The sequence below is a fragment of the Novosphingobium sp. MMS21-SN21R genome, from assembly GCF_031846015.1.
In the GTDB taxonomy this organism is placed as follows: Bacteria; Pseudomonadota; Alphaproteobacteria; order Sphingomonadales; family Sphingomonadaceae; genus Novosphingobium.
In genome coordinates, this window is record NZ_JAVRDU010000001.1 from 1,263,428 (window position 1) to 1,287,285 (window position 23,858).

The window sequence follows — 23,858 nt, forward strand, 5'->3', positions numbered from 1 at the left end:
TGTCCCGCCATTGCCCTTGCCCGCGCTTGCGCCAAGTGGCAGAGCGCTCGGGACCGGCGGCGGGGGTCGCCGGGAGAAGGATTCGATCTGCCTGCGCCCATGCACGGTTTTGCCAATCCCGCCCGCTTTCTGCGTCTCGCGCGCTGGCTCATGCCCTTGCTCATGGTCTCCGGCCTGCTGCTGGCGATGGGCGCGGTGCTCTATGGAATGCTGGTGGTTCCGCCCGACCGGTTGATGGGCGAAACGGTGCGCATCCTCTACATTCACGTGCCCGCCGCATGGCTCGGCATGGCGGGATGGTCGACCATTGCCATTGCCAGCCTGGTCGAGCTTGTCTGGCGTCATCCGCTGGCGGCCATCGCCGGGCGCGCGGCGGCGGTTCCGGGGGCGACCTTCACCGCGATCTGCCTTGCCACGGGTTCCATCTGGGCGCGGCCCACATGGGGCACGTGGTGGGTATGGGACGGACGGCTGACCAGCTTCCTCATCCTGCTGTTCCTCTATTTTGGTTACATCGCACTGTCGGGCGCGGCCCAGCGTGACATGGCTTCAGGCGGCGGCGGCAACCGCATCACCGCGATCTTCGGCCTTGTCGGCGCGATCAATATTCCGATCATCAACCGCTCGGTCGTCTGGTGGAACAGCCTGCATCAGCCGCCGTCGATCACCGCAGGCAAGTCTGCCATCGACGGGACGTTCCTGTGGCCGCTGCTGATTGCGGCCCTCGGGTTCAGCCTGATCTTCGGCGGCGTGGTTCTGGCGCGGATGCGTACGCTGCTTGCCGACATTCAGGCAGAGGCGCGGTTGCGCCGCAAGGCAATGGTTTGAAAGGGCATATGCGCGAAGGTCTTGAACAGTGGGATTATGTGGCCGCCGCGCTGGCAGTCGGCGTGATCGGCACACTGGTGCTGGTCGGCTGGACACTCATGGCAATGGTCCGGGCCGAACGCCGGCGTGACAAGGTGCGTGGCAAGTGAGCGAAACCAAAGTCAGCGGCGGCATCAAGCCCAAGCACCAGCGCCTCGTCCTGCTCGTCATCGCGCTCGTCGCCCTGATCGGCGCAGGCTTGCTCGCTGCCTATGCCCTGTCCAATCAGGCCAGCTATTTCTACGTCCCGAATGATCTGATCAAGACCCCCCCCGAGCAGGGCCGCGCGATCCGTCTTGGCGGCATGGTCGAGAAGGGTTCGCTCAAGACCCGCACCGATGGCATCACCATCGATTTCGTGGTGGGTGACGGCAAGGCCCGCGTGCCCGTGCGTTACACCGGGATAACGCCGGACCTGTTCGTCGAGGGCTCGGGCGTCGTCGCCGAGGGGCGCATGGAAGGCCAGACCTTTGTCGCCGACAATCTCCTCGCCAAGCATGACGAGAACTACGTGCCGCGCCAGATGGGCGACATGACCGAAGCGCAGGCCAAAGCCGTTGTTGCGGAGACGAAATGATCGCTGAAATCGGCCTTGCCGTCCTGTGGATGGCGGCGGCGCTTGCCGTGCTGCAATTGTTCTCCGGCATCAGCGCGCTGCGCCCCGGCGGAAAAGCCATGGGCGGCATGGTCCGCCCGCTGGCGGTGATGCAGGGCGCGCTGGTGGCGGTGTCGTTCCTCGCGCTGATAGACCTGTTCCTCGAAACCGATCTGTCGGTGAAGCTGGTGGCCGAAAACAGCCATTCGATGAAGCCGTTCATCTTCAAGCTGGCGGGCACCTGGGGCAACCACGAAGGCTCGATGCTGCTGTGGGTGACGATCATGGCTGTCTCTGGCGGGATCGTCGCACTTGTCGAAAAGCGGCTGCGTGAAGATACCCTGATCGCCACGCTGGCAGGACAAGCCTTTGTCAGCCTTGGTTTCTACGCGTTTCTGCTACTGTCCTCGAACCCGTTCGAGCGCTTGGCTGAACCCGCGCCCGAGGGTGCTGGCCTCAACCCGCTGCTGCAGGATATCGGCCTCGCGTTCCATCCGCCCACGCTCTACGTCGGTTACGTCGGCCTGTCGGTTGCATTCAGCTTCGCCATCGGCGCGCTGGTCACGCGCGACGTCGGCCCCGCCTTTGCCCGCGCGATGCGGCCATGGGTGCTGGGCGCGTGGATATTCCTGACCGTGGGCATCACCGCAGGGTCCTACTGGGCGTATTACACGCTCGGCTGGGGCGGCTGGTGGTTCTGGGACCCGGTCGAGAACGCCTCGCTCATGCCGTGGCTGGCGGCAACTGCGCTGCTCCATTCGGTCTCGGTTCTGGCAAGCCGCAACGCGCTGCGCGCTTGGACGGTAATGCTCGGCGTGATCGCGTTCTCGATGTCGATGATCGGCACGTTCCTCGTCCGTTCGGGCATCCTCACCTCGGTTCACGCCTTTGCGGTAGACCCGGAACGCGGCAGCTTCATCCTTGCCTTGCTGGCGATCTACATCGGCGGCGCGCTCGCGCTGTTCGGTATCCGCGCCTCGACAGTGACCGAGGGCGAACGGTTCAGCCTGTTCAGCCGTGAGGCGAGCCTGGTGTGGAACAACGTCATGCTTTGCGGCACGCTGGCCATTGTCCTGCTCGGCACGCTCTACCCGCTGATGACCGAGGCGTTCGGCGCGAAGGTTTCGGTCGGCCCGCCCTATTTCAATCCGGTCTCCGCGATTTTCGTGCTGCCGATGATGGTGGTCATGGCGGTGGGCCCGCTGCTGCGCTGGCGAAAGGACAAGCCGGGGCGGATAACCGCGACGGTCGCCGTCCCCGCGCTGCTGACCGCGCTGGTCCTGCTGGCGGTGGTCGTCTTTGCTCCCGGCATACGCGTGCTGCCGATGCTGGGTATCGCTGTGGGCGCGGGGCTGGCACGGGCAAGCCTGCTGCCCCTGCGCGGACGCAACCTGCGCCGCACGCCGTTGTCTGTTTACGGCATGGTCGTCGCGCACTTCGGCATAGCCGTCGCGCTACTCGGCGCGGCAGCCGAGAGCGCGTTCTCGACCGAGCGCCTTGCTGCGATGAACGTGGGTGACACTCAGACCGTCGGCCCGATCACGATCAAGCTGCTCAGCATCGAACCGGTGGCCGGGCCGAACTGGACCGCGCTCGAAGCCACGGTCAGCGCGGCCTACAAGGACGGCGCGCCGGTAACGTTGCATCCGCAAGCGCGCACTTTCACCTCGCCTCCGGGTGAACGCACCGAATCCGCCCTGCACACGCGCTGGAACGGCCAGCTCTATGCCGTGCTCGGCAACGAGGGTGAAGACGGACGTTGGCAGATGCGATTCTGGTGGAAGCCGTTCGTGCCGCTGCTTTGGCTCGGCGGGCTGCTGGTAGCGTTCGGTGGCCTGCTGGCGCTGCTTGGCCGTGTCGCGCATGATGTGAAGCGCCTGCGCGCCGAAGGCAAGATCGCTTACCGCAACTCGCGGAAGGAGCTGCTCAAGTGACGGCGCCGCAACCGAAAAAGCCGGGCCTTGCAATCTGGCTGCCGCTCGCGCTGTTCGCCGGGTTCTTTGTGCTGGTCATCTGGGGGCTGGTGCGCCCGGCAGACCGCGAAGTGGCCAGCGCCTTCATCGGCAAGCCACTGCCGCAGTTCAACCTCGAAGCGGCGAGCGCAGACCGGCCCGGACTTTCGACAGCGGACTTCAAGACCGGAAAGCCAAAACTTCTCAATGTCTTCGCCAGCTGGTGCGTGCCTTGCGCGATTGAATCGCCGCAGCTCGCCACACTGGCGCAATCGGGTGTAGAGATCGACGGCGTTGCCATTCGTGACCGTAAGGATGACGTCGCGCGGTTTCTCGCCACCAACGGCAATCCCTTCGCCCGCATTGGCAAGGACGACCTGTCCGAAGTGCAACTGGGCATTGGCTCGTCGGGCGTACCCGAGACTTTCGTGATCGATGGCAAGGGCGTAATTCGCTACCAGCATATCGGTGAGATCCGGGCCGAGGACATGGACCTGATCCTGCGCAAGTTGCAGGAGGCGGGGCAGTGATCGGTGTGGCCAAACGCGCAATGAAAAATGTTTCCCCGGGGAAACTTTCCAACAAATCCAACATGATTTTTGTTCTCTTGGGCTTGTTTCTGATGGCACTCGGACAGCCCGCAATGACGCAGGACCTGCTCCCGCCCGCGCCTTATGCCTACAAGCAGCTTGAGGACCCGGCGCTCGAACGCAAGGCGCAGGCGCTGATGGAAACCCTGCGCTGCCTCAAGTGCCAGAGCCAGGCCATATCCGATTCCGATGCGCCGATGGCAGGCGACATGCGGCATCAGGTGCGCACGCGCATCGCGGCGGGCGAGGACCCGGAAGCAATCCGGGCGTGGCTGATCGAGCGGTATGGCGATTATGTGAGCTACGCGCCGCAGAACACGCCGATCATGTGGCCGCTGTTCGCCGCGCCGCTGGTGATACTGCTGTTGGCGGCGCTGCTGCTGCGCGGACGGTTCAAACGCGCTGGCAGCAAGGGAGTGGGCGAATGACCTGGGTTGTGATCCTGCTGGCAGGGGCCGTGGTCTTTCTCGCGCTTGCCTTCGTGCTCAAGATGCCGCGCGCGGGTTGGGAACTTGCAGGCGCGGCATTGCTCGTGGGCGTTGCCGGCTATGCGCTGCAAGGCAATCCGTCGATGCCCGGTGCGCCCAAGGCTCCGGTCGAAAACAAGCGCGCGGCTGACGAGGCGATGATCAAGCAGCGCCAGCAAATGGGCGATTCCTTCGCGAAGGGCCAAAGCTGGTTGATCCTGGCGGACGGTCTGGCACGGCAAGGCCAATATGGTGCGGCGGCGGATTTCCTGCGCAAAGGCGTGCAACAGTTCCCTAACGATGCCGACATCTGGGTGTCGCTCGGCAACGCCCTTGTCGGCCATAGCGACGGTCTGATCACCCCGTCGGCGCAGTTCGCGTTCCAGAAAGCGGCCACGATTGCGCCCGATCATCCGGGGCCACCGTTCTTCATGGGGCTGGCGCTGGCGCAATCAGGAAGACTGGCCGAGGCTCGCGCCATCTGGGCTGAACTGCTGCAGCGCTCTCCCGCTGAGGCACCCTATCGCGCCGATCTTTCCGAACGCATTGCGCGGATTGATTCGATGCTGGCGATGGCAGCGGGCGCAGGCACGGCGGGGGCACCGGTGGCAACCACCGGACCGGTTGCGTCTCCGTCGGCCGACGCCGCTGAATAGCTCGGAGATCCGGGGACTTGGAACGGCCGTCGCTCCGGTCCGTTACCGCCTTGGCACGCGCAGTTTCATCCCATTGCAGGGGCACAGGGGCGGTGCTAAAGCGCCGCGCCGCACACGCCGTTCCGGTGGTGGCGAGCAAGGCTGCAGGCCGGGGGCACCTTTGCCATGATTGATGATGCCGTGAACAAGGCGGGCGCCCAGGTTGCGTCCGTGCCAGCGCATGGGACGGGTCATGGCCATGACGGGCATGGGCGCGGGCCGATCCTCAAGCTGGCCGTCGGCGCGATTGGCGTGGTCTTCGGCGATATCGGCACCAGCCCGCTCTACGCCTTGCGCGATACCTTCGCCGGACATCACAAGCTCCCGCTCGACCTGCTTCATATCTACGGCATCATCAGCCTGATGTTCTGGTCGATGATGATCATCGTGACGTTCAAGTACGTCTCGGTCATCATGCGCGCCGACAACAAGGGCGAAGGCGGCAGCCTGGCGCTGCTCGCGCTGATCAACCAGCACACCGATGGCAAGCGCTGGGGCAAGGGCATCATCCTGCTCGGCGTATTCGCTACGGCCCTGTTCTATGGCGATTCGATGATTACACCTGCGGTCTCGGTCATGGGCGCGCTGGAAGGTGTGGCGGTCTATCAGCCAAACATGCACCCGTTCATCGTGCCGATGGTCGTGGCCATCCTGATCGGCCTGTTCTTCATCCAGAGCCGGGGCACCGAAAAGGTCGCAACGTTTTTCGGACCGATCATGCTGGTCTATTTCGCCACGATCGCGGTGCTCGGCACGATCAGCATTCTCCAGTATCCTGGCGTGATCGCGGCGCTCAGCCCGCACTACGCCGTGGGCATGTTCATCGCCGATCCGTTCCGCGGATTTCTGGCGATGGGCGCTGCCGTTCTGGCAGTGACCGGCGCGGAAGCGCTCTATGCCGACATGGGGCACTTTGGCCGCAATCCGATCCGGGTTTCTTGGCTGGTGTTCGTGCTGCCCGCGCTGGTCCTCAACTATCTAGGTCAAGCTTCGCTGCTGGTGCGCAATCCGGCGGCGCTGGAAAGCCCGTTCTATTTCCTCGCCCCTGACTGGTTCCAGTGGCCATTGCTGATCATCGCATCGGCGGCGGCAGTGATTGCCTCGCAGGCAGTGATCTCTGGCGCGTTCTCGGTGACGCAACAGGCGATCCAGCTCGGCTTCATTCCGCGCATGACGATCAAGCACACCTCGACCGCGGCAGGCCAGATCTACATCCCGGTGATCAACTGGGCGCTGATGATCGCGGTGATCGTGCTGGTTCTTGTGTTCCAGCGTTCGTCCAACCTCACGGCAGCCTATGGTATCGCGGTGACCGGCGCGATGCTGATCGACAACTTCCTGCTGGCGGTTGTGCTGTTCAAGCTGTGGCAGTGGAAGGCCCCTGCGGCCATCGCGATGCTGGCATTGTTCTTCGCGATCGACGGGGCTTACCTCGGCGCGAACCTGACCAAGATCCCCGACGGTGGCTGGGTGCCGCTGGTGATGGGCGTGGCGATCTTCACGCTGCTCACCACATGGTCGCGCGGGCGCGCGCTGATGCGGGCAAACATGTCGGAAGGCACGATCCCGCTCGAGGTCTTCACCAAGTCCGCGCATTCGAGCGCGGCGCGGGTGCCGGGGACGGCGATCTTCATGGCCTCTACCGCAGCGGGCGTGCCTTCGGCGCTGCTCCACAACATCAAGCACAACAAGGTCCTGCACGAGCGTGTGGTGATCCTCACCGTGTCGATAGAGGACGTGCCCTATGTCGATCCGGGCGAGCGCTACTCGGTCAAGGACTTCGGCAACGGTTTCTACCGGTTGACTCTGCGCTTCGGGTTCCTTGAGGAAACCGACGTGCCAACGGCGCTGCAGGGTGTGAACATGTGCGGCGAGCCGTTCAACATGATGAAGACCAGTTTCTTCCTCTCGCGCCAGACGCTGATTCCTTCGGATAAACCCGGCATGGCGCTGTGGCGAGAAAAGCTGTTCGCGTGGATGTTGCGTAATGCCGCCAGCGCGATGGAATTCTTCCGTCTGCCGACCAACCGCGTGGTCGAACTGGGTAGCCAGCTCAAGATCTGATGAGTCTGACCGGGAAGCGCATCCTCGTTGTCGAAGACGAGTTTCTCGTCGCAGCGATGCTGTGCGATTTTCTTGAAGATGCAGGAGCGGTTCCTGTTGGACCGGTCGGCCGGGTGTCAGATGGGCTTGCGGCTATTGCCGTTGGTGGCTTCGATCTGGCCGTGCTCGATTGGAACTTGTGCGGGGAATCCAGCGAGCCGCTGGCGGAAGCCCTTGCCGCCGCAAGTTTGCCGTTCGTGATAGCCACGGGCTACGGCGCAGTAGGGGCTGGATTCAATGACCGCCCAATCCTTGCCAAGCCTTACGCCTGGGATGACGCCGTCAGGCTGATCGGATCGCTGGTCTGAAGAATTGCCGGAGCGGCACAGGCCGCCCCGGCAGCATTTGTCAGTCAGCCTTGGCTTCGGCGACGGATTCGTTGTGGAGGCTGGCTTCGGCTTCTGCAGCTGTCTGCTTGGTTTCAGCGGCAGCCTTCTTGGCTTCGGCAGAGGCCTTGTCACCCAGTTCATCGGTTGCAGCGGCAGCATCGTCGACAGCCTTGGCGGCCTTGTTGCCAAGTTCGTCGGTAGCAGCAGCGGCGTTGTCGGCTGCGTTTGCCACATCGTTGCCAGCCGATTCAGCGGTTGTTTCGGCAGCGTCCTGGGTCTTTTCCGAGCAGGCTGAAAGCGACAGGGCGGTGGCTGCGGCAGCAGCGAGGATGGTAAACTTGCGCATGTGGTGGAAAACTCCCCTTCAGTGATTACCCATGACGGCAAGCAGACCTGCGATCACTGGTTGGCTGCACAACGCGCGACGCGATATTCGTATCCCGGGCATGAAAAGGGCGCGGCATCCGAAGATACCGCGCCCTTTCAACACGCTGCCGTGGCTGAAACGATCAGCCGAGGTTGGCGCTGACCATGCAGTAGAGCATCGGCAGCGACAGCAGCAGGTTGGTGCGGCTGGCAGCAAGCGCGCGAGGGGCCGCAGCGGCCTTTTCCTCAGCCGACGCTTCAACGATCCCGAGGATCTTCTTCTGGGCGGGCCAGATGATGAACCACACGTTGAACGCCATGATCAGCGCGATCCACATGCCCAGACCGATCAGGTTGACATTGCCTTCGCCCGACAGCGTCATCGCCTGATGGGCATAGCCCGAGACGTAGGCGATCACGAGGCCGGTGACGACGGTCAGCAGCGCGGCCCAACGGAAGAAGAAGAACACCTTGGGAGCGATGTGGCCGGTGATCGCGCCCTTCTGTTCGGCGGGGATCTTGGGCATCGTGGGAACCTGCACGAAGTTGAGGTAGTAAAGCAGGCCGATCCACAGCACGCCGAAGAACACGTGGAACCAGCGGAAGACCGAGTTGACATCGACCGGGGCGGCGTCGCCATAGCCGAGCATGACTGCGATGGCCGCCACAAGGCCGACCGCGAGAACGAGATGAAGATTGCCGAAGAATTTGGCCATCTGATTTTCCCCCTATTATGAACGCTTTATCTTGGTGGGACCGCGACCCGCGCCCCCGGAATTGCCGAGCATATTAGGCGCTGTGATGCAAATGTCACACGAAAACGGTGCAGCCGGCCAAGGTTCAGTCGTGCGGCGGGTTCTGCTCCACCGCAGTTTCTGCTTCGGCGGCAAGGCCGTGGCGCATCAGCATCGGGATCTGCGCGAAGGTGAACAGGAACGAGAGCGTGGTCACGCCCCACAGCTTGGCCTGAAGCCAGACCTCGAAATTGCCGTTCGCCACGTTGAAGAAGTAGCGCAGCACTTCGTTGAGGACGGCGAGGAACAGGAAGAAGAACGCCCAGTTGCGCGACAGCTTCATCCAGCCGTCGTGATCCAGCCCCTCGAACGCGGCCTCCAGCAGAATACGCAGCATCGGCTTGCCGCGCGCGAGGCCCGCGAACAGGACGCCCGCGAACAACAGGTAGATCGCCGTGGGCTTGACCTGAATCCAGAACGGATCTCCGAGCAGCACGGTGAGCGTGCCAAACCCGAGGATCAGCGCGGTGGAGAGCCAGAGCATCGGCGATACTTTGCCCAGCCGCCACTTCGAGACGATCAGCGCAATGACCGTGGCGACCATGAACACCGCCGTGCCTTTGGTGGCGGCAACGACTTCGCCCACGCCGTTCGATGCGCCTTCGGGCTTGAACGCGCGGTAGGCGACGAAGAACACCAGCAGCGGGCCGTAATCGACGAGCAGGTTGACCCAGGACGATTTGGGCTTGTTGGTTTCGGTGCTCAACGGAATACTCCCGCAATGACCTTGGCGACGAGGTCGGGGTCGAAGGGGCGCAAGTCGTCGATCTTCTCGCCGACGCCGATAGCGTGGATGGGCAACCCGTATTGCTCGGCCGCGGCCACCAGCACGCCGCCGCGCGCGGTGCCATCGAGCTTGGTCATGATGAGGCCAGTCACGCCTGCGACCTCCTTGAAGATTTCGATTTGCTGAAGTGCATTCTGCCCATTGGTGGCATCGAGCACCAGCACCACATCGTGCGGGGCTTCCGGGTTCAATCGGCTGAGCACGCGGCGGACCTTTGCGAGTTCGTCCATCAGTTCGCGCTTGTTGTGCAGGCGTCCGGCGGTGTCGACGATCAGCGTGTCGATGCCAGTGTCGGTCGCGGCCTTGACCGCGTCGAACACGATCGAGGCGGGGTCGCCGCCTTCGGGTCCGGTGATGACGGGGATGTTGAGACGTTCGGCCCAGACCTTGAGCTGGCCGATGGCGGCGGCGCGGAAGGTGTCACCCGCCGCCAGCATCACACCGTAATCCTGTTCCTGGAACAAGTGCGCCAGCTTGGCGATGGTGGTGGTCTTGCCCGAGCCGTTCACACCGATCACGAGGATCACCTGCGGGCGGGGGAAGGCGACGATGTCGAGCGGCTTGGCGACCGGGCGCAGGATCGCGGCGATTTCCTCGGCCACGGCTTCCTTGAGGCCTTGTTCATCCACGCCGTTTTCAAACTTGGCGGCTTTGAGCTTTTCGCGGATGCGCGCAGCGGCGCGGGGGCCGAGATCGGAGAGGATCAGCGCGTCTTCGACGTCGTCGAGTTGCGCTTCGGTCAGCTTCGAGGCGCCGATGATGCCGCCGAGGTTTTCGGCGAGGCGTTCCGAGGTCTTGCGAAAACCGCCGACGAGGCGGTCAGACCAGCTTTCGCCACTCATTCCAGTAATCCTTCGATGATCCGTGTCGGGGTGCAGGTGACGAGGCTGCCGGGCACGGCGCCTGTCGGTGTGCGGTAGCTTGCGAAGTGGCCCGCATGGCCGGTTCCGTCACGCTCGGCAAGCACCACGGCGGGTTTTCCGAGCAGCGTTTTGAGCCAGGCATCGCGCTGCGCGGCGACGGCGATGCGCAGTTCGGCGGCGCGGGCGCGGACATGCGCTGGCAACACTTGCGGCATTCGGGCGGCAGGCGTGCCGGGGCGCGGCGAATAGGGGAAAATGTGGCCGTGGACCACGTCGCATGCCTGCACGATCGACAGGTTGCTTGCGTGCATCTCTGGCGTCTCGGTGGGGAAACCGGCGATAAGGTCTGCGCCGATGGCGACTTCGGGCCGGCGCGCCTTGATCTGCTCGACGAGGGCGATGGCCTGTGCGCGGGTGTGGCGGCGCTTCATCCGCTTGAGCACCATGTCGTCGCCCGATTGCAGCGAGAGGTGGATGTGCGGCATCACGCGCGGCTCGGTTGTGATGAGATCGAGCAGCAGCGGATCGATCTCGACACCGTCCAGAGAGGACAGGCGCAGGCGGGGCAGGGCCGGAAACGCGGTCAGAATGGCACTGACTAGCGCGCCCAGGCGCGGGCCGTCCGGAAGGTCGCCGCCCCACGACGTGACGTCGACGCCAGTCAGCACGACTTCGGCCACACCGAGCGCAAGCTGGTGTTCGACCGTACGCAGAACTTCCGGGATTGTCAGCGACCGGCTGGGGCCGCGCCCTTGCGGGATCACGCAGAAGGTGCAGGCGTGGTCGCAGCCATTCTGGACGGCAACGAAGGCACGGGTGTGGCGCTGCGACAGGCCCGCAGGCGGGACATTGCCCTGCGTCCAATGCCGCGTTTCAAGCTTTTCGGCATTGGGCACAACCGCATCGACTTCGGACATCTGTGCGAAAGCCTCGGCCTCGATCGTCGAAGCACAGCCGGTGACGACGAGACGCGCATCCGGATTTTCTCGGCGCAACCGGCGCACCGCGCGGCGCGATTGGCGCACGGCTTCGGCGGTGACGGCGCAGGAGTTGACGACGACTGTGGGCGGGCCGCCTTGCAGCATCGTGGTGATCGCCTCGCTCTCGGATATGTTGAGGCGGCAACCCAGCGAGACGACCTGCACGGTCATGCCGGGAAGTCTGCGTCCTCGAACGAGCCTTCGAATGAGAGCGTGGCGGGGCCGGTCATCTCGATATTGCCGCCTTCCGGCCAGCTGATCGTGAGCGGACCGCCGGGAAGATCGACGCGGACGGTGCGCCCGGTCAGTTTGCGGCGGATGGCGGCGACAGCGGTCGCGCAGGCGCCCGTTCCGCAGGCGCGGGTAAGGCCGGCGCCGCGTTCCCATACGCGAAGCTTGAGGTGATCAGGGCCGATGCGGCTGGCGACGTTGACGTTGATCCGTTCGGGGAACAGCGGATCGTTCTCGATCAGCGGGCCGAGGTATTCGAGATCGACCGCATCGCAATCGGGCACGAAGAAGATCACATGCGGATTGCCGACGTTGACGCCGACGGGATTTTCCAGCTCTTCCCAGCCTACCGGCATTTCGAGCGTGTCCATCGCATAGGTCACCGGGATCTCGTCCCAGCGCAGGCGGGGCGCGCCCATGTCGACCGAGACGCCCGCGTTGGTTGCCTCGGAGCGGATCAAGCCGCCGAGCGTCTCGATGGTCTGCGTGCCGCCGAGCAATAGCCCGACCGCGCGGCTGGCATTGCCGCAAGCCTCGACCTCGCTTCCATCATTGTTGAAGATGCGCATGCGCACGTCGGCGCGCGCCGATGGCTCGATCACGATAAGCTGATCGCAGCCCACGCCGGTCCGGCGGTCGGCCAAGGCGGCCGCGCGGGTGCTGGTCATGGCGACGGGTGTCTCGCGGGCGTCGATCACCACGAAGTCGTTGCCCAGGCCATGCATCTTGCGAAAGGGAATGCGCATGGCGCGCGACATAGGCAGTCAGGCGCTGCCTTGCAATCGCACAACTGCGCCGGGATGCCCGGTCAGGCGGTTGCCGAGCGGGGGAGAGCCGGTGTTTCGGGCATAGCTTCGGGCGTTTTGTCGCGCAGCAGGTTCTGGTCCGCCAGCATGGTGCGCACAGAGCTTGCATCGCTGGGCTGGCCATAAAGGAAGCCCTGGCCCTTGAACGAGCCGAACTTGCGCAATTCCGCGAGAACTTCGGCGGATTCGATCCCTTCCGCGGTGATCGGCAGTTCCATGCCCTTGCCGAGCGAGGAGATGGCCTCGATGATCATCGCGCTGTCCTTGCTCTGGCCGAGGTTGGAGACGAAGAAGCGGTCGATCTTGATCCGGTCGAACGGCAGCGTCCGCAATTGCGCAAGGCTGGAATAGCCAGTGCCGAAATCGTCGAGGCTGATGCGGATGCCCTGGTTCTTGAGGCTGGTGATCAGCGTGCGCACGACGCCAAGGTTTTCGTGCAGGCAGGTTTCCGTGATTTCGATATCCAGCCGGTGTGGCGGGAAGTTGGCCTCGACCAACAGTTTCAGCAGCTTTTGCGCAAACCACGGATCGCGCAGCTGGATCGGCGAAATGTTGACCGAGAGCGTAAGATTGGGGTCCCACTCGCGCGCATCGTTGAGGGCCTGACGGATCAGGCTTTCCGAAAGGTCCGAAATCAGCCCGATTTCCTCGGCAATCGGAATGAATACTTCGGGCGAAAGCAGGCCGTGATCTGGACTGCGCCAGCGGGCCAGCATTTCGAAGCCGGACAGTTCGCCGGTGTCGAGATCGATCTGCTTTTCGTAATAGGGTACGAATTCGCCGCGTGGCACGCCTTCGCGGATGCCGCGTTCGAGTTCGCTGCGATACCGCAGCTCGCTTTCCATGCTGGGCTCAAACCAGCAGTAGCGGTTCCGCCCGGCCTTTTTGGCTTGGTACATCGCGAGGTCCGCGCGGTGCATAAGGGTGTCGGCGAGGACTGAGGGATCGCCCTTTTCGCCGATCGTGGTGGCGGCAAGGCCGATCGAAGCGGTGACTTCGAGCGAGATGCCGTCGGCCTCTACGGGCCGCGCAACCGCTTCGTTGATGCGTAGCACGAGCCGGTCGATGGCTTCGGCATGATCGGGATCGTAGATCGCGGCACAGGCAAACTCGTCGCCGCCGAGCCGTGCGATGATCGAGCGTTCCGGCAGGACGCTGCGGATGCGGCGCGCGGCTTCGAGCAGCACCGCATCGCCGGCCTGATGGCCATGCACGTCGTTCGAGCGTTTGAAATTGTCGAGGTCGATCATCATCGCCACGACTTCGTGGCCGGTCAGGCGTGCGGTGGCGATGATGTCTTGCAGTGCCCCGCCAATGCTACGGCGGTTGAGGCAGCCGGTCAGCGGATCGGTTCGCGCCAGTTTGTGCGCCATTTCCTCGGCTTCGCGGCGCTGCCCCACTTCACTGGTCAGATCGGCATAGCGGCGCCATCCGAACAGCAGCAGGGCAATGTTCAGGAGCAGGGCCGTGCTCAGCATTTGGTCGCGCGGCTTTCCGCCACTGATCATCGATGTGATGAAGTCGGCAATGACCGACGAGCCGTTCGCGACGAACAGCAGGATCGTCGCTATGACGATACCGAGACCGACGAGATCGCGGTCGGCTTTCGCCTTCGATCCATTGCGCTCGTCGTGGTGTGCAGGCTCTGTCGCCATACCCTAGCCTTCGTAATACCCCCGCACCCCGGCACAGGCCTGGCTGCCAATGACGAATAACTACGCAAACCTCCTGAAGTTTTGGTTAAGCACAGCTTTCCGTGATCTATATGTAGTGACCGGAACGGACTGATTTGGGGCGTTTGGGCGCGCCATACTTGCCAAGGCGGGTAATTGCAGGTAGGGGCCGCCGTGCGGGCAGCCTAAGGGTTGCCGCAGATTCGACAACGGCCCCTGTTCAGGATGCCACACGCTGGTCGGCGAGGTTTCGCCCACCGGCGTTTTTCGCGTTACGCGATTGTGGTGGACGGGCAAGGGCGTGCTGATGGGAATTGTGCGTGTTCGATAGTCTTTCAGACCGGCTTGGAGGCGTCTTCGATCGCCTGCGTGGCCGCGGCGCGCTCAAGGAGGAAGACGTTCTCGCGGCGATGCGTGAAGTGCGCATCGCTTTGCTTGAGGCAGACGTTGCGCTCCCGGTCGTTCGCCGTTTCATTGACAGCGTGTCCGAACAGGCCGTGGGCCAATCGGTGCTGCGATCGGTCACGCCGGGCCAGCAGGTCGTCAAGATCGTCAACGATGCGCTGGTCGAGATGCTTGGCGGCGGGACCGCCGAACTCGATCTGAATGCAGCCCCGCCGGTCGTGATCATGATGGTCGGCCTGCAGGGCTCGGGCAAGACCACCAGCACCGCCAAGATTGCCAAGCTGCTCAAAGAGAAGCACGGCAAGAAGGTGCTGATGGCATCGCTGGACGTCAATCGTCCGGCGGCGCAGGAGCAGCTCAAGGTTCTGGGCGAGCAGGCGGGCGTTGCCACCCTGCCGATCATCGTCGGCCAGGCTCCGGTCGAAATCGCCACGCGCGCGGTGAATGCCGCGAAGCTGCAGGCGGTGGACGTGCTGATGCTCGACACTGCGGGCCGTTTGCACGTCGATCAGGCCTTGATGGACGAGATGAAGGCGGTTGCCGCCGTCTCGGTGCCGAAGGAAACGCTGCTCGTCGTCGACTCGCTGACCGGGCAGGACGCGGTCAACGTGGCGCAGTCGTTCTCGGGCGAGGTTGATCTCACCGGCGTCGTGCTGACCCGCATGGATGGCGACGCGCGCGGCGGTGCTGCGCTGTCGATGCGTGCGGTTACCGGCAAGCCGATCAAGTTTGCAGGCACCGGCGAAAAGCTCGACGCGATCGAGCCGTTCCACCCGGAGCGCGTTGCAGGCCGCATCCTCGGCATGGGCGACATCGTCTCCATGGTCGAGAAGGCGGCGGCGACGATCCAGGTCGAAGACGCCGAAAAGCTTGCCGCGCGCATGTCCAAGGGTCAGTTCGACATGAACGACCTGCGCACACAATTGCGCCAGATGCAGAGCATGGGCGGGCTGGGCGCGCTGGCGGGCATGATGCCCGGCATGAAAAAGGCCAAGGCAGCGATGGCGCAGTCCGGCATGGACGACCGCGTGCTGCTGCGCATGGACGCGATCATCGGTTCGATGACCGTGAAAGAGCGCGAGCGCCCAGAACTGCTCAATGCCAAGCGCAAGATCCGCGTGGCGAAGGGTTCCGGCACGCAAGTGCAGGACGTCAACAAGCTTCTGAAGATGCATCAGGAAATGGCCAAGGCCATGAAGCAGATCAAGAAGATGGGCGGCCTCAAGGGACTCGGCGCACTGTTCGGCAAGGGCGGCCTTGGCGCTGCGATGCCGGGGCTGGACCAGCAGATGGGGCCTGGAAGCCTTGGGGGCGGGCTTGGCGGAATGGGCGGCGGCGGATTGCCGGGCCTCGGTTCCGGCGGGCTTCCCGGCAATCTGGGTGACTTGCTCAAGAAGCGCTGATTTTTTCGAAGTTTTGAAGTTTGAAGTTTTTCGTATTTCGCTGAAAGGTTGATCTAATGGCAGTTTCTCTTCGTCTTTCGCGTGGTGGCTCGAAGAAGCGCCCGTACTACAAGGTCGTCGTCTCCAACAGCCGCGCCCCGCGCGATGGCGCCTATCTGGAACAGGTCGGCACCTACAACCCGCTCCTCGCCAAGGACGATGAAAACCGCGTCCGTCTGGTCGAAGACCGCGTGCGTTACTGGCTCGGCGTTGGCGCCCAGCCGACCGACCGCGTTGCCCGCATGCTCGACAAGGCCGGCATCAAGGAGCGCAAGGCTACCAACAACCCGACTGCTGGCGAGCCCGGCAAGAAGGCCAAGGAGCGCGCAGAAGACAAGGCCAAGAAGGCTGCCGAAGCCGCAGAAGCTGCAGCAGCCGCCGCTGCTGCACCGGTTGCTGAAGAAGCTCCGGTTGAAGCTGCTGCTGAAGAGCAGACGGAAGCCTGATCTTGTCGGACAAACCCGTCACGCTCGCCGCCATCACTGGCGCACATGGAGTGACGGGGGACGTCCGCCTCAAGCTGTTCGGAGAAGGCGTGGCCGCGCTCAAGCGCTACCGCGCCTTCTGCGATTCCAAGCTGACGGTGGTGAACCTGCGCGATGATGGCAAGGGCGGAGCCATCGCCCGCTTTGCCGAAGTTGCAGACCGCACCGCAGCCGAAAAACTGCGCGGAACGGCGCTGACCGTGCCGCGATCCACTCTGCCGCCCTTGGGCGAGGGCGAATATTACCACGCCGACCTGCTCGGCCTGCTCGCCGTCTCCACCACCGGAGAGGAGCTCGGCGAATGCATTGCCATCGACAACTTCGGCGCAGGTGACGTTCTCGAAATCCGCAAACCCGACGGCAAGCGCTTCATGGTGCCGATGAAGGTGGAAGCCGTTCCGGAATGGACCGACGAACGGATTGTGATTGAAGCGCTTTACGTGGAGTAGTATATACATTCCGGATATACGGAGTGTTTGATGAGCTACTGTCGGTGGAGTGATGGCGATCTTTATGCCTATCGCGGTGCGGACGGCTTCCATGTTCACGTGACCGGGCCGGTCATGGTCGCAGGCAAAGTCCGCGAACGTTACGTTGAACCTTCGGCGCAGGCCTTGTTGGCGCGCGTCTTGTGGTTGGGCGTGCAGGGTTGCGATTATCCTTGGGATGCGCTGCGCTGGCTCAAGGAAGATGTCGTGGCCGAGGTTTCCGAAAAGGAGTTGGCGCAATGAGCGAGGAATTCCGGGGAAAGGTTTTCCGGTCGGGCAATTCGGTCGCCCTGCGTCTTCCGAAGGGACTGGGCATTGCCGAGGGGACCGAAGTTCGCATGGTCAAGGAAGAACATGCGGGCTTTCGGGTAGAGCCGGTGGAGCAGCCAAAGCGCAAGATTGATGTGAGCGGTTTTGCGGGTAAAGCACCGTGGTTGAAGCCGTTGCCGCCGGAATTGCGAGAGTTCGACGAGCGGCCTTCTGCGGGGGCGGCGCGCAAGCGGCTTGAAGACGAGCGGCGGGAAGCGGGCAGGTGATCCGCTTTCTGATCGATGCGGACAGTTCGATTTACGCAATGGTTGATGCGGACTCACCGGTGAACCGCCGGATCGGCGAGTGCGCGCCTGGAGAGATTGCGATTTCGGCGATCAGCTTTTCCGAGGTCGCGCTTGGCGCGCAATTGCAGAAGCCGCCTCCGCCTGGAGTTTTGGCTGCATTTTTGAAGGCCATTCCGATCCTGCCTTATGATGACGCCGCCGCCCGTGAATATGCCAAGCTGCCGTTCAAGCGGGCGCGGTTTGATCGGTTGCTGGCGGCCCACGCCTTGAGCATCGAGGCGATCGTGGTGACCAACAACGAGGCTGATTTTGCCGATGTGCCGGGGTTGGTGGTTGAGAACTGGGCGGTTTGATGTCCTCAACGATGCATCGCGCCGCGCCATCCCCGGATGTCGCCGAGCAATTGTTGAACCTGTTCTAATGTCATCGTTGATGACGACCAGTTGGCAGGGGCATCGAAACGACTTCCGTCCGGCCAGGGCCTATGATTAGCGCCGTCAATCGCCATAACGGCCTGCCCTGTTTCTACCATTTCAAGGCGATAGTTGGGAGCGCGACCGGCGCCAGTGATTCCAAGGCGCATGATGAGTGCAGCCCCATGTTCCTTTGATGCGAGCCTCATCACGCCAAAAACCTGCCGGACGAAATCTTCAAGATCATCGATTTTCCCACTGAGATCGAGAAGAGTGCTGTCGGGCGCTAGTGTGTTGGCCAAGTTAAGTCCTCCGTGATTCTGCTAACCTATTTTATGCAAGATAAGAATGCGACCGCGATCCTTCAAAAGTAATATTCCGCGACTGCCCTAACTGGCGCACATTGCGAAAGTGATCGAAGCGGGGCATTGGCTTGAGCCATGACCTTCGCCGCCACAGTCCTCACGCTCTACCCCGAGATGTTTCCCGGCCCTTTGGGTGTCAGTCTTGCGGGACGGGCGCTCGTTGAGGGCAAGTGGTCGATGGATGCGGTGCAGATCCGGGATTTTGCTTACGACAAGCATCGGACTGTCGATGACACGCCTGCCGGTGGCGGGGCCGGGATGGTCTTGCGGGTGGATGTGCTGGCCAAGGCGGTGGATCGTGCGCGGGGGCAGGTGGGTGGTGTCTCGACTTCGCTCGACACGAACGGGGATAAGACACTTTCCCATAGGCCAGTCATCGCGCTTACGCCTCGCGGCAAGCCACTCACGCAAGAGCGCGTGCGTGAGTTGGCTGCAGGCCCCGGCGCCATCTTGCTCTGCGGACGGTTCGAGGGCTTTGACGAGCGCATCTTCGAAGGCCGCGATGTCGAGGAAGTATCCGTCGGCGACATCGTGCTTTCGGGAGGAGAATGTGCGGCGCTGATGTTGCTGGACGCTTGCATTCGGCTGCTTCCCGGCGTAATGGGCGCGGCCTTGAGTGGGCATGAGGAGTCGTTCGAGAACGGTCTTCTTGAGTACCCTCACTATACCCGGCCCGCTGAGTGGGAAGGGCGAGTGATCCCTGAAGTGTTGCGATCGGGGGATCACGCGAAAATCGCAGAGTGGCGGAAACGCCGTTCGGAAGACGATACCCGGCTACGCAGGCCGGACCTTTGGGAGCGTCACATCGGCGCTCGGGTCCAGTCTGCCTCTGGTGCGCAACGTGAAGTGCAGGATTTGAAAAATGAACCTGATTCAGCAGCTTGAAGCTGAAGCCATCGCCGAATACAAGGCGAAGAAGGAAATTCCATCGTTCCGCGCAGGCGATACCGTGCGCGTTGGCGTGCGCGTCGTTGAAGGCGAACGCACCCGCGTCCAGGCTTACGAAGGCGTGTGCATCGCGCGTTCGAACCGTGGCCTCGGCTCGAACTTCACCGTTCGCAAGATCTCGTTCGGCGAAGGCGTGGAACGCGTGTTCCCGCTCTACTCGCCCAACATCGATTCGATTACCGTGGTTCGCCGTGGTGTCGTTCGTCGTGCGAAGCTCTACTATCTTCGCGGCCGGACCGGCAAATCGGCACGTATTGCCGAGCGCAAGGTCACCAAGGTCAGCGCGGACTGAGCAGGCGGGTCTAACCACCCAACGCCACGACACGAAAGTGTTTGAAAAAGGCGTCCTGGCTCACCGGCCAGGGCGCCTTTTCTGCTTTCAAACGCAACCAATTCGGGCCACCAAGGCGCATCGCCAATTTGCTCCCGGTGAAAAATCGGGGCCAGAGGATACCGAACTCCCATGCGTCATTTCCGTCTGCTTGCCGCCTGCGCGCTGTCGACACTCGCGTTTGCTCCGCTTGCCCATGCACAACAGGGTCAACCGATGACCAAGACTTCTGCCGCTGCTGTCAAGGATCTGACTTTCGAGCGCGTGTTCGCCAGCCCGAGCCTTAACGGCCCGGCGCCGCGCGCGGTGAAGCTCTCACCCGATGGCCGCTACCTGACACTGTTGCGCAACCGCACCGATGATCGCGAGCGATATGACTTGTGGGGCTTTGACCGGACCACGAGCGAGTGGAAGATGCTGGTGGATTCGCTGAAGCTCTCCTCGGGCCGCGAACTGTCCGAAGCCGAGAAGATGCAGCGCGAGCGCCAGCGCATCGGTGACCTCAAGGGTATCGTTTCCTATGAATGGGCGGCGGACAGCAAGTCTGTGCTCGTGCCGGTGGACGGCGATCTGCTGATTGCGGGGCTTGATGGCACCGTGCGCAAGGTTGAGGGCACCAAGGGCGGCGAACTGACGCCGAAGCTGGGACCGAAGGGCCAGCACATCGCCTTCGTGCGCGACCGGCGGCTGTGGGCCGGGCCGATCACTGGCGCAGCGGCGGTGGCGATCACGCCCGAGGAAGCGAACGCGGACGTCCACTGGGGCGAGGCCGAGTTCGTGGCGCAGGAAGAAATGAACCGCTTCAACGGCTTCTGGTGGTCGCCCGACGAAAGCCGCATCGCGGTGGAGCGCTTCGACGAGAGCATGGTCGGCGTGGTCACGCGCACGGCCATTGGCGCTGAAGACACCAAGACCTATGCGCAGCGTTATCCGGCGGCGGGGACGCCCAATGCCGACGTTTCGCTTTACGTCATGGCGCCCGATGGATCGGGCAAGGTCGAGGTCGATCTCGGCAAGGACAAGGACATCTACCTTGCGCGGGTCGATTGGGCGCCCGACGGCAAGACGCTCTTTGTGCAGCGGATGAACCGCGAGCAGACCGTGCTCGACATGCTCAAGGTCGATCCGATCACCGGCAAGTCGTCGGTGTTGTTTTCCGAGAAGGCGGCGGCGAAGCACTGGATCGACCTGTCGGATAGCTACCGGTTCCTCAAGGACGGCAGCCTGGTGTGGTGGTCGCAGCGCGACGGGTTCGGGCATCTGTACCGCTACAAGGCGGGCAAGTGGTCGCAGCTGACCAAGGGCGACTGGACCGTCACCGGGCTGGTCGGCGTGGATGAGAAGGGCGGCAAGCTCTACTTCACCGGCACGCGCGACGATGTGCTGGCACAGCAGGTCTATGCGCTCGATCTGGATGCCCCTGCCAAGCAGACGCGACTGACCGAGCTTGGCTGGGTCAACAATGCCTCGATGGACAAGAGCGGGCAGACGCTGATGATCACGCGGTCATCGGACACGCAGCCATCGCAGTCGTTCATTGCCGATACCAGCGGCAAGCGGCTGGCGTGGATCGAGGAGAACAAGGTGGCGGGCGCGCATCCTTATGCACCTTACCTTGCGAGCCATCGTCCGGCACAGTTCGGCACGATCCCGGCGGCGGACGGCACCCCGCTGCACTACATGATGATCACGCCGCCTCTGGAGCCGGGCAAGTCGTACCCTGTGTTCACGTATCATTACGGCGGGCCGACCGCACAGGTGGTGACCAAGGGCTTCCAGGGCGCGCTGGCGCAGGCGATCGTCGACAAGGGCTATATCTATTTCGCGATCGACAATCGCGGGTCGGAGAACCGGGGCGTGAAGTTCGCCTCGGCGCTTCATCACGCGATGGGCTCGGTCGAGGTCGAGGACCAGCTGGCGGGCGCGATGTGGCTGAAGAAGCAACCGTTTGTCGCCGCCGACAAGATCAGCACGTTCGGCTGGTCTTATGGCGGGTACATGTCGATCAAGATGCTGGAGGCCAATCCGGGCGCGTATGCGGCGGGCATTGCCGTGGCGCCGGTGACCAAGTGGCAGATCTATGACACGACCTATACCGAGCGTTATCTGGGCGATCCGAACAAACTGCCCAAGGTCTACGAGGCGTCGAACGCGCTGGCGGATACCAAGAAAATCAGCGATCCGCTGCTGATCATCCACGGCATGGCCGATGACAACGTGGTGTTTGAAAACGCCAGCGCGATCATCGCCAAACTGCAGGGCGAGGCGGTGCCGTTCGAGATGATGCTCTATCCCGGCTACACCCACCGCATCAGCGGCCCGAAGGTGAGCCAGCATTTGTATGAGACGATTTTCCGCTTTCTTGACCGTAATGGAGCGGGGAGCGGGAGCTCTGGCAGCGGGCAATAGCCGCATTTGACGGGCGTAAAGCCCAAATCGCTTGGCTGGTCGGAACCAGCCGCTAAGGACGGCCCGTTCGGATGCGGACGGGCCGCTGGAAGGGAATGGAAATGGGTTACCGGGTTGTAGTTGTCGGTGCGACGGGGAACGTGGGCCGCGAAATGCTCAACATCCTCGCCGAGCGTGAGTTTCCGTTGGACGAAATCGCTGCTGTGGCATCGCCCCGCTCGCAGGGCACCGAGATCGACTTCGGCGAAACCGGTCGGCGCCTGAAGGTGAAGAACATCGAGAACTTCGATTTCACCGGATGGGACATCGCGTTGTTTGCTGCCGGATCGGGACCGACCGAAATCCATGCGCCGCGCGCTGCTGCTTCGGGTTGTGTGGTGATCGACAATTCGTCGCTCTACCGGATGGACCCCGATGTGCCGTTGATCGTGCCAGAGGTGAATCCTGACGCCATCGATGGCTATACGAAGAAGATGATCATCGCGAACCCGAATTGCTCGACCGCGCAGATGGTTGTCGCGCTCAAGCCGCTGCACGATGCCGCCAAGATCAAGCGCGTGGTTGTGGCCACCTACCAGTCGGTTTCCGGCGCGGGCAAGGAAGGCATGGACGAGCTGTTCGAGCAGACCCGCGCAATCTATATGCCGCAGGGCGAGATGAACGAGCCGAAGAAGTTCACCAAGCAGATCGCCTTCAACGTGATCCCGCACATCGACGTTTTCCTGGACGATGGTTCGACCAAGGAAGAGTGGAAGATGGTGGCCGAGACGAAGAAGATCCTTGATCCCAAGATCAAGATCAGCGCCACTTGCGTGCGCGTTCCGGTGTTCGTGGGCCATTCCGAAGCACTCAACATCGAGTTCGAGAACGAAATCAGCGCGGAAGAAGCCCAGAACATCCTGCGTGAAGCGCCGGGCGTGATGCTGATCGATAAGCGCGAAAACGGCGGCTACATCACGCCGGTCGAATGCGTCGGCGATGACGCCACGTACGTCAGCCGCGTGCGCGAAGACCCGACCGTGGACAGCGGCCTGTCGCTGTGGTGCGTATCCGACAACTTGCGCAAGGGCGCAGCGCTGAATGCGGTGCAGATTGCCGAACTGCTCGGCCGTCGCCACCTCAAGAAGGGCTGATCGGTCCCATGGCAGAAGCGACCACCGAGTTCTTTCCCGGCTTTGGCGGAGCGCGCCTCGCGCTGCACCGCCTTGGTGCGGGGAGGCCGGTGGTACTTCTGCATGGGCTGTTTTCGTCGGCGCAAGTAAACTGGATCAAGTTCGGCACGGCAGCGAAGCTGGCCGAGGCGGGTTTCGAATGCCTGATGCCGGATTTGCGCGTGCATGGGCAGAGCGGTGCACCGCACGAGCCGGAGGCCTATCCGCAGGACGTTCTGGTGCGCGACCTTGAGGCGCTGGTGGCGCATCTGGGATTGACGGACTTCGATCTTGTAGGCTTCTCGCTCGGCTCACGCACATCGGCGCGCGCCGTGCTGGCGGGATTGAAGCCGCGCCGGCTTGTGCTGGGCGGGATGGGGCTTGAGGGCCTTGCCGGATGGGCGAGGCGGCAGGACTTCTTCGTCGATGTGATCGACCGCTTCGGCACGATCAAGCCCGGCGATCCCGCCTATTTCTCGCAGCAGTTCCTCAAGACCATGGGCGTGGACCGGGTGGCCGTGCGGCTGCTGCTGGGCACGATGGCGGACACAGATCCGGCAGAACTTGATGCACTGTCGATGCCGGTGCTGGTTCTTTGCGGCGAGCAGGACGACGACAACGGTTCTGCCTCGCAGCTGGCCGAAGTGCTGCCCGATGCGCGGCTGGCGCTGATCCCTGGCACGCACATGAGCAGCGTGACCATGCCTGATATGGGCCGCGAAATCGTGGCGTTTCTGTCCTGAACAAGGTTTTGGGCCAATAAAGG

At 63.0% G+C, this 23,858-nt stretch carries 28 protein-coding genes; 20 read left to right on the forward strand and 8 right to left on the reverse strand.

The annotated features are described in order from the left end of the window. Positions 1–99 precede the first annotated feature (99 nt). From ccmC to RM192_RS06250, 9 genes are all read left to right on the forward strand, one after another. A complete protein-coding gene (ccmC, locus tag RM192_RS06210; protein ID WP_311506678.1) occupies positions 100–828 on the forward strand; it encodes a heme ABC transporter permease CcmC in 729 nt (242 codons plus the stop codon). A gap of 8 nt (positions 829–836) precedes the next feature. Further along, complete coding sequence (locus RM192_RS06215) at positions 837–977, forward strand: hypothetical protein (RefSeq protein ID WP_311506679.1); 141 nt, start codon at positions 837–839, stop codon at positions 975–977. Then, positions 974–1,444, forward strand: coding sequence for a cytochrome c maturation protein CcmE (gene ccmE / locus RM192_RS06220; protein WP_311506680.1), 471 nt, complete (start codon positions 974–976; stop codon positions 1,442–1,444). The genes RM192_RS06215 and ccmE overlap by 4 nt, the downstream gene beginning before the upstream one ends. Next, a complete protein-coding gene (locus RM192_RS06225; RefSeq protein WP_311506681.1) occupies positions 1,441–3,396 on the forward strand; it encodes a heme lyase CcmF/NrfE family subunit in 1,956 nt (651 codons plus the stop codon). The genes ccmE and RM192_RS06225 overlap by 4 nt, the downstream gene beginning before the upstream one ends. After that, complete coding sequence (locus RM192_RS06230) at positions 3,393–3,944, forward strand: DsbE family thiol:disulfide interchange protein (RefSeq protein ID WP_311506682.1); 552 nt, start codon at positions 3,393–3,395, stop codon at positions 3,942–3,944. The genes RM192_RS06225 and RM192_RS06230 overlap by 4 nt, the downstream gene beginning before the upstream one ends. 62 nt (positions 3,945–4,006) lie before the next feature. Continuing rightward, the gene (locus RM192_RS06235; RefSeq protein ID WP_409233791.1) at positions 4,007–4,432 is read left to right on the forward strand and encodes a cytochrome c-type biogenesis protein CcmH; all 426 of its coding nucleotides are present in this window, start codon (positions 4,007–4,009) and stop codon (positions 4,430–4,432) included. Further along, entirely contained in the window at positions 4,429–5,127 is a 699-nt protein-coding gene (locus tag RM192_RS06240; RefSeq protein ID WP_311506683.1) for a tetratricopeptide repeat protein, read from the forward strand. The genes RM192_RS06235 and RM192_RS06240 overlap by 4 nt, the downstream gene beginning before the upstream one ends. A 165-nt stretch (positions 5,128–5,292) precedes the next feature. Further along, positions 5,293–7,230, forward strand: coding sequence for a potassium transporter Kup (locus tag RM192_RS06245; protein ID WP_311506684.1), 1,938 nt, complete (start codon positions 5,293–5,295; stop codon positions 7,228–7,230). Next, entirely contained in the window at positions 7,230–7,577 is a 348-nt protein-coding gene (locus RM192_RS06250; RefSeq protein ID WP_311506685.1) for a response regulator, read from the forward strand. Before RM192_RS06245 ends, RM192_RS06250 begins: the two co-directional genes overlap by 1 nt. A gap of 40 nt (positions 7,578–7,617) precedes the next feature. Here the strand turns inward: RM192_RS06250 and RM192_RS06255 are convergent, their stop codons facing one another. From RM192_RS06255 to RM192_RS06285, 7 genes are all read right to left on the reverse strand, one after another. Further along, positions 7,618–7,944 carry a hypothetical protein gene (locus RM192_RS06255; RefSeq protein WP_311506686.1) on the reverse strand — a complete coding sequence of 109 codons (327 nt, stop codon included), beginning with the start codon at positions 7,942–7,944 and terminating at the stop codon, positions 7,618–7,620. Between the two features lie 163 nt (positions 7,945–8,107). Beyond that, positions 8,108–8,680: a urate hydroxylase PuuD gene (locus RM192_RS06260; protein ID WP_311506687.1), complete on the reverse strand. Its 573-nt coding sequence runs from the start codon at positions 8,678–8,680 to the stop codon at positions 8,108–8,110. A 124-nt stretch (positions 8,681–8,804) separates the two neighbouring features. Further along, positions 8,805–9,464 carry an inner membrane-spanning protein YciB gene (locus RM192_RS06265; RefSeq protein WP_311506688.1) on the reverse strand — a complete coding sequence of 220 codons (660 nt, stop codon included), beginning with the start codon at positions 9,462–9,464 and terminating at the stop codon, positions 8,805–8,807. Then, complete coding sequence (ftsY, locus tag RM192_RS06270) at positions 9,461–10,387, reverse strand: signal recognition particle-docking protein FtsY (protein WP_311506689.1); 927 nt, start codon at positions 10,385–10,387, stop codon at positions 9,461–9,463. The genes RM192_RS06265 and ftsY overlap by 4 nt, the downstream gene beginning before the upstream one ends. Further along, on the reverse strand, positions 10,384–11,559 hold the full coding sequence (locus RM192_RS06275; RefSeq protein ID WP_311506690.1) for a MiaB/RimO family radical SAM methylthiotransferase: 1,176 nt from the start codon (positions 11,557–11,559) through the stop codon (positions 10,384–10,386). The genes ftsY and RM192_RS06275 overlap by 4 nt, the downstream gene beginning before the upstream one ends. Continuing rightward, complete coding sequence (gene dapF / locus RM192_RS06280; protein WP_311506691.1) at positions 11,556–12,365, reverse strand: diaminopimelate epimerase; 810 nt, start codon at positions 12,363–12,365, stop codon at positions 11,556–11,558. Before dapF ends, RM192_RS06275 begins: the two co-directional genes overlap by 4 nt. A gap of 62 nt (positions 12,366–12,427) precedes the next feature. Further along, complete coding sequence (locus tag RM192_RS06285) at positions 12,428–14,080, reverse strand: EAL domain-containing protein (protein ID WP_311506692.1); 1,653 nt, start codon at positions 14,078–14,080, stop codon at positions 12,428–12,430. 338 nt (positions 14,081–14,418) lie between these two features. Here RM192_RS06285 and ffh point away from each other — a divergent pair, with 338 nt between their 5' ends. Genes ffh through RM192_RS06315 form a run of 6 tightly spaced genes read left to right on the forward strand, consistent with a single transcriptional unit; the run spans position 14,419 to position 17,828 of the window. After that, on the forward strand, positions 14,419–15,906 hold the full coding sequence (ffh, locus tag RM192_RS06290) for a signal recognition particle protein (RefSeq protein WP_311506693.1): 1,488 nt from the start codon (positions 14,419–14,421) through the stop codon (positions 15,904–15,906). A gap of 56 nt (positions 15,907–15,962) precedes the next feature. Next, positions 15,963–16,391: a 30S ribosomal protein S16 gene (gene rpsP, locus RM192_RS06295; protein ID WP_311506694.1), complete on the forward strand. Its 429-nt coding sequence runs from the start codon at positions 15,963–15,965 to the stop codon at positions 16,389–16,391. Further along, positions 16,391–16,879, forward strand: a complete 489-nt coding sequence (gene rimM / locus RM192_RS06300; protein ID WP_311508581.1) for a ribosome maturation factor RimM — start codon at positions 16,391–16,393, stop codon at positions 16,877–16,879. Before rpsP ends, rimM begins: the two co-directional genes overlap by 1 nt. Positions 16,880–16,909: 30 nt before the next feature. Further along, a complete protein-coding gene (locus tag RM192_RS06305; RefSeq protein ID WP_311506695.1) occupies positions 16,910–17,161 on the forward strand; it encodes a hypothetical protein in 252 nt (83 codons plus the stop codon). Beyond that, positions 17,158–17,454, forward strand: coding sequence for an AbrB/MazE/SpoVT family DNA-binding domain-containing protein (locus RM192_RS06310; RefSeq protein WP_311506696.1), 297 nt, complete (start codon positions 17,158–17,160; stop codon positions 17,452–17,454). Before RM192_RS06305 ends, RM192_RS06310 begins: the two co-directional genes overlap by 4 nt. After that, positions 17,451–17,828 (forward strand): type II toxin-antitoxin system VapC family toxin, encoded by a 378-nt coding sequence (locus tag RM192_RS06315; RefSeq protein ID WP_311506697.1) that lies wholly within the window; start codon positions 17,451–17,453, stop codon positions 17,826–17,828. Before RM192_RS06310 ends, RM192_RS06315 begins: the two co-directional genes overlap by 4 nt. 5 nt (positions 17,829–17,833) lie before the next feature. Here the strand turns inward: RM192_RS06315 and RM192_RS06320 are convergent, their stop codons facing one another. After that, on the reverse strand, positions 17,834–18,190 hold the full coding sequence (locus RM192_RS06320) for a hypothetical protein (RefSeq protein ID WP_311506698.1): 357 nt from the start codon (positions 18,188–18,190) through the stop codon (positions 17,834–17,836). Positions 18,191–18,328: 138 nt separating this feature from the next. Between RM192_RS06320 and trmD the strand changes: the two genes are divergently transcribed. The 5 genes from trmD to RM192_RS06345 all read left to right on the forward strand — a co-directional run bounded on the left by trmD (position 18,329) and on the right by RM192_RS06345 (position 23,835). Next, a complete protein-coding gene (gene trmD, locus RM192_RS06325) occupies positions 18,329–19,138 on the forward strand; it encodes a tRNA (guanosine(37)-N1)-methyltransferase TrmD (protein ID WP_311506699.1) in 810 nt (269 codons plus the stop codon). After that, positions 19,116–19,493 carry a 50S ribosomal protein L19 gene (gene rplS / locus RM192_RS06330; protein WP_311506700.1) on the forward strand — a complete coding sequence of 126 codons (378 nt, stop codon included), beginning with the start codon at positions 19,116–19,118 and terminating at the stop codon, positions 19,491–19,493. Before trmD ends, rplS begins: the two co-directional genes overlap by 23 nt. A gap of 171 nt (positions 19,494–19,664) precedes the next feature. Beyond that, positions 19,665–21,941, forward strand: coding sequence for a DPP IV N-terminal domain-containing protein (locus tag RM192_RS06335; RefSeq protein WP_311506701.1), 2,277 nt, complete (start codon positions 19,665–19,667; stop codon positions 21,939–21,941). A gap of 101 nt (positions 21,942–22,042) precedes the next feature. Further along, positions 22,043–23,074 (forward strand): aspartate-semialdehyde dehydrogenase, encoded by a 1,032-nt coding sequence (locus RM192_RS06340; protein WP_311506702.1) that lies wholly within the window; start codon positions 22,043–22,045, stop codon positions 23,072–23,074. Positions 23,075–23,082: 8 nt separating this feature from the next. Beyond that, the gene (locus RM192_RS06345) at positions 23,083–23,835 is read left to right on the forward strand and encodes an alpha/beta hydrolase (RefSeq protein WP_311506703.1); all 753 of its coding nucleotides are present in this window, start codon (positions 23,083–23,085) and stop codon (positions 23,833–23,835) included. Positions 23,836–23,858 lie beyond the last annotated feature (23 nt).